Genomic DNA, 5,645 nt, shown 5'->3' with positions numbered 1-5,645 from the left:
GGGCGGAGGGCCCAGGGAGATCAATCCCATCGAGATCTACGCCAACATCCCTCAGCAGCAGGCCACCGGCGGCGCCAATCCCCAGGCCGCCATCCGGTCTCCTCCCGGCGCCGTTCTTTCCCAGGCGTCCGGCGGAACCCGGACCGTGGCGGGCCACCACCTGATGGTGATGGTCGCGGTCGCCAGCGGCTTCACCTCCAAGGGCTTCGACTTCGACGCCTACGCCGCGACAGGCGCCCCGGTTTCGTCGGCAATCGACGCCATCGCCAACACCGGAGACGGCGCGGAGGCGCTCGTCGCGAGCCAGAACGCCGGGTACGATCGAATCTCCAACATCTCCTCGGGCATTGGCGACAACGTCATCTTCTGGTGTCCCGGCTGCACGCAGCAGATGCGCTCGAGCTGGAACATCGGCAGCTCCGTGGACCCGAGCTCCACGGACTACACGATCGGATCGATCATCGGGATGGTCGCGTCCATCGCGGCCCCGAAGCCGACGTCCGTCATCAGGCCCTCCAGTATCAACTACGGTCCGGGGCTGGCCGCTGAAACCAGCCAGGTCGGCCAGGGGCGCCTGCTCGCGCGCAACAAGCTCGCCTACTCGGGCAACTGCGGCAACAGGTGCATCTCAAGCTACCACACGATCCGAGGCTCGCCGTCGAGCGCCGCCCCCCGCATTGGCGACGGGATCACCCAGGGCACACTGGAGAACTACTTCACCAAACTGGCGGTACCGGCGAGCAGCCTGCGCGGCATTTCAAAGACCGTGGCCACATGGAAGGACGGGGCGATTGGAATTGTCTTCGGAGTCCACAAGAGCAACATCGCCCTCAACCACGTCACCCTGGTGCGCAAGTACGCCGGGCAGGTCTACTTCATCGAGCCCGGAAGCCTGCGGCCATTCAAGTTCGCCAGCGGCACCAGGTACATGCTGATGGAACTGCCCTGAGCCTGAAGCCCGGCGGGGTGGAGCCACCGTCCTCCACCCTGCCCCGTTCCTGGGAGCTCTGCCCACGTCCCGCCCCAGGGGGAGGCGCGGAAATGCCCACCGGGGGCAGCCCCCGCACCCGACCTGGGAAGGCGCGTCGCCAGGGGAAGGCAATGACACGGCCGCCCCCCATCCAGAGGGCCATTGCACTGTCGCGCAGGCGGTCCCCTTCCTGGCCCGAACCCGTGAGCACACGCCGTGCAACCGCCCGCTCCCGCCAGGGTCGTTGCGCGCGATGGGCGGCAAGCCGTGCGTCACACGGGCAAGGGGGGAAGATGTATCCGGGAGGGGAGCCGTTGCCAGAAAGCAGGAAGGCGGGGTGCATCGCACGGCTCATCGGAACCCTCCCCCAAAGCCTGTCGGCCACGTGGGGGTGGAGACCCGGCAGGCAGCTCCTCGTGCTCGCGGTACCCGCGCTCCTGAGCGCCTGCGTGGGGGAACGTCAGCTCGCGCTCCAGTTCGCCGCCCAGGTGCGCGGCGAGGCCCTGGGCTGCGATGCGAGTTACGAGAAGATCGGCGCCTCCGGGACCACCCTCCAGTTGCTGGACTTCAAGGCCTATGTCCACGGCGTCTCCCTGGTGCGCAAGAGCGGGGAGAAACACCCCCTGGTGTTGGAACAGGATGGGCGCTGGCAGCGCGAGACGGTCGCCCTGCTGGACTTCGAGGACGGCAGCGGAAGCTGCAACACGGGCAGCCCGGAGATGCGCACCGAGGTGGTGGGCGTCGTGCCCGACTTCGACGACTACACCGGCGTGGAGTTCACCATCGGGGTGCCTCGCGAGCTCAACCACAAGAACGTGGAGTGGGTCGAGCCACCCCTCGATGATCCCAGCATGTGGTGGAGCTGGACCTACGGCTACAGGTTCCTCCGCCTCGACGTGCGCTCGGGTGGCAACAGGTCCTACGTCTTCCACCTCCGTGCCGACGGTTGCACGGGGACGCCGGACATCGGTGTCGACTGCAACGCGGAGAACCAGGGCACCTTCCTCCTCACGGGCTTCGTTCCAGGACAGAGCCGGATCGTCTTCGACGTGGCCGCGCTCTTCGCGCACACGGACTTCGAGAGCTCCGGGGACGGGCTGACGGACCCTGTTCCAGGATGCCTTTCCAGCGCCGACGACCCGGAGTGTGCCGCGCTCCTCCCGCAGGTCGGGCTCGGCGGCGGTCCCCGTCCCACCGGCGGCGCGGACGCCTTCATCCGCGTGGAGTAGGCCCGGCGATGTTCGCGGGGACCCGACGGTTCGCCCTCTAGCAACGGAGTGATGAGACATGCCGCGACGATGGGGATGGAGAGCCGTGGGAGGTGCCTTGAGCCTCGGGCTGCTCACGCAATGCGGGAGTGGGAAGGAGCCGACAGAAGCACTCAACTCGGGGCAGGTGATGAACATCACCTGCGGGCGCGAGGACGCGAACCCGGTGCAGCAGAAGGGCTGCGAGGGGAAGGCGTGCGTGGTGCAGGGCCACCTCCTGGGAAAGGAAGTGGCCTACTTGTGGTTGGACGAAGGGGACCTGGAGAACGCGGACCTCCTCCTCAAGGACACCTGGCCCGTTCCCCGGTTCGACCCTGTCCACCTGCCGCCACCGTTGACCTGGACGGAGGACCCCTACGGCGAGAAGTTCTGGCGCTACATCTTCTACGGGTTGCGGCCCACGGCCCACCTCCTGTGGGCCTTCCGGGAGACGGGCGATGAGCGCTACCGCGACAAGCTCATGGAAGTCTTCAGGAGCTTCGCCGCCAACAAGACGAACTCCGTCTTCAGCCAGGACAAACACGGCACCGCCTACCGGGCCATGGTGTTCGTCAACTCATACTGGAAGCTCAAGCACGCGGACGCCCTCTCCAGACAGGAGGCGACGCTGCTTGAACAGCTCATCCTCGAGGATGCGTACTTCCTGGAGGACCCGGAGCACTTCGAGGCTGGCTTCAACCACGGGTTCGCCGAAGCGGCGGCGTTGCTGCTCATCGCGGAGAACTTCCCGCACTTCGAGGACGCGCCCCGCTGGCGTGAGCTGGCGCTCGCCCGCTACGACGATCTGCTCTCCGACATCATCGGCTCGGACGGCTTCATCATCGAGAACTCCGCCTACTACCAGTTCTACGTCTTCACCCAGGTGTATCAACTGGCGCAGTGGGCCCAGACCCACGGCATGGAGGTGTCGCCGCAGGCGTGGCCCGTGATGGAGCGGATGGCCCGCTTTGCCTCCTACATCGTGCAGCCTGACGGGCGCATCCCCATGCTCGGGGCGAGCCAGCGACTCCTGGTGCGCAAGCACCAACCGGTGCTGCTCGCGCGAATGGGCGCGGCCTTCCCCGAGCTGGCCCACATGCTGACGGCAGGCATGTGTGGCCAGGCGCCCACGGACCGCCTCGCCCTCTTCGAGAGCTCCGGCGTGGCCGTGCTGCGCTCCTCGTTCGACCCCGCGCTGGACTACCAGGCACAGACGCACCTGGTGTTCGACATGGGGCCCTACCGCACGGACCACAGCCATCTGGACGCCCTCAATGTCGTCCTCTATTCGGCCGGCCGCACGCTGCTGACCGACGCCGGGATGTTCACCGAGGAGCCAGGAAAGGAGGAGGACTACTTCCGCAGCACCCGCGCCCACAACACCGTGACGGTGGACGGACTGGACCAGCATGAAGGCAACGCCAGTCCCAGCCTCTCCGCCCAGGGAGGGCAGTGGCTCTACCAGTCCGGCTTCCACTCGCTGTACGAGGGGGTGCGCCACTGGCGCGCGGTGATGGTGCTGGAGAAGGACGTCGTCCTGGTGTTGGACCGGCTCATCTCGGAAGGCCCGCACCACTTCGAGCAGCGCTGGCAGTTCCAGCCGGACCTCACCGTCTCCACGCGGGGCGCCTCCGCTTCCGTCACCGACGCGACGGGCAAGCGCGTCCTCCAGGTGACCCAGGCCCAGCCCGAGGGACTGTCGGTCTCCACGGTGCGCGGGGCCACCGGGCCCTACGACGGGTGGCACTCGGAGGACTATGAGGTGCGCAAGGAAGCAACGGTGCTCATCTACCCGCTCCAGGGCGAGCAGGCCCACTACGCGACCCTCTTCACGAGCGGGTTGAACGCCATGTCGCCGGCCCGCATCTCCACCCTGCCGCAGTCGGACCAGCTCGAGGTGCACGCTTGCGCCGCGGGCCGCGGCCATCGCATCCAGGTGCGGCGGCCCGCCGAAGCGGACGAAGCCGTCACGGTCACCACCGCACCCGAGGCCTGCGAACGGGAGGGAGGGGCCAGTCCGTCCGGCCCCCCCGGTCCGCCTTAGGGCGCTTGGGGACCGACGTCCGAGGCGGTGAGTGGACGGCGCAGGGCCGAACCGCTCGCCGCCTGGTCCGCGCCCACGTCCAGCGCGCCAGCGCGCACCTGGCCATCCATGTCCGTGGTGAGGGTCAGGCCGCCCGTGGAGGCGCGGGCCGCGCCGACCACCGGACTTCCGGCGGAGGGACGCAGCAGGCCATCCGCCGCGCGCACCAGCTTGGGGTCCACCCGGACGTAGCCCGCGGACGGCATGTCGCCGGGCGAGCCCGCGCCCCAGAGGATGTTGCCGGTGGCCGTGAAGCCTTCGGGGGCCCGCTCGAAGTCCACCAACGTCCCCTGCTCACCGACGAGGAGGTTGTTCTCGACGCGCAGGTCCCGGGCCGGAATGGGCCGGTCCGAGACGGAGGCGCCGATGACCAGATGGGTCGGGTGGTTGCCCACCAGGGTGTTGAAGGCCACCGTCACCCGGTTGGCCACGCTGCAGTCCGTGCCCTTGCCCGTGTCCTCCTCGGTGCAACCGCTGCTGAGGACGATCGTGCCCTGGGCGCCCGTGCCGGTGCTGCCTTCGATGTAGTTGTTGGTGATGAGGTGGTCGTGGCCGTAGACGCGCATGCCGCCCGCGTTGTTCAGGATGAAGTTGCCATCCACCACGTTCTTGTTGCCGTGGCGCAGCACCAGCGAGCCCTTGTTGTTGCGCAGGGTGTTGCCGCGGAAGACGTTCTCCGAGCTCTTGTTGGAGATGACCTCGGGGTCACCGTTGCACTCCTCGAAGAGGTTCGCCTCCACGAGGGTGTACGCGCTGACGGGGCCCCTCTTGCTGTCGCCAATCCGCAGGCACTCGCCCCCCTCGTCATCGAGGGTCAGCTTGCGGAAGGAGTTGTGGTCGATGCGGTCATGCTGCGACATGCCCAGGCTCCCATCCGGCGCATCACCGTAGACGGCGAGGAAGACGTTGGAGCTTGTCTTGTCGTGGAAGTCATTGTGGTCGATCCGGTTGTAGCCACTGCCCCTGCCTTCGAGTCGCATCCAGGTGCTGATGGACGTCGTGTCCTTGATGGCGAACTCGTTCCGGGTGAAGCGGACGTGGGTCGAGCCGACGATCCTCAGCGCGACGTCATCCTCTTCCACCGCGTGGGTCAGCTTGAAGCCCCGCAGGATGACGTGGGAGGCGCCTTCCACGTGGAAGCTCGCGGAGCCTCCGATGATCGCCCCGCCCACGGTCTTCGCGGTGATGACGATGGGGTCCTGTTCCGTCCCGTGGACCGACACCTCGATGGGGGTGTTGTTGGTGTAGGTGCCGTCGGCGAGCTCGATGCGATCCCCCGGGAGGGCGGAGCCAATCAGGCTGCGCAGCTCGTCCAGGCTGCGTGCGGTGAGCGTTCGCTTGGGGG

The 5,645-nt window shown here is 67.7% G+C and carries 4 protein-coding genes; 3 read left to right on the top strand and 1 reads right to left on the bottom strand.

Translation table 11 applies throughout. The features are described from left to right. From D7V88_RS43350 to D7V88_RS38410, 3 genes are all read left to right on the top strand, one after another. Positions 1 to 949: hypothetical protein (locus D7V88_RS43350; protein WP_158625251.1), on the top strand; the 949-nt coding region annotated here is incomplete at its 5' end. A gap of 437 nt (positions 950 to 1,386) precedes the next feature. Then, on the top strand, positions 1,387 to 2,199 hold the full coding sequence (locus D7V88_RS43345; RefSeq protein ID WP_158625250.1) for an MbnP family copper-binding protein: 813 nt from the start codon (positions 1,387 to 1,389) through the stop codon (positions 2,197 to 2,199). Positions 2,200 to 2,296: 97 nt separating this feature from the next. Then, positions 2,297 to 4,261 carry an alginate lyase family protein gene (locus D7V88_RS38410; protein ID WP_147449055.1) on the top strand — a complete coding sequence of 655 codons (1,965 nt, stop codon included), beginning with the start codon at positions 2,297 to 2,299 and terminating at the stop codon, positions 4,259 to 4,261. Here the strand turns inward: D7V88_RS38410 and D7V88_RS38405 are convergent. Further along, a partial coding sequence (locus tag D7V88_RS38405) for a polysaccharide lyase 6 family protein (protein WP_120545498.1) occupies positions 4,258 to 5,645 on the bottom strand: 1,388 nt, incomplete at its 5' end. The genes D7V88_RS38410 and D7V88_RS38405 overlap by 4 nt on opposite strands.

Origin of the sequence: Corallococcus terminator (assembly GCF_003611635.1) — a bacterium.
GTDB lineage: Bacteria > Myxococcota > Myxococcia > Myxococcales > Myxococcaceae > Corallococcus > Corallococcus terminator.
The sequence above is the reverse complement of the archived record's forward strand: the minus strand, read 5'-3'. Positions and strand labels throughout refer to the sequence as shown.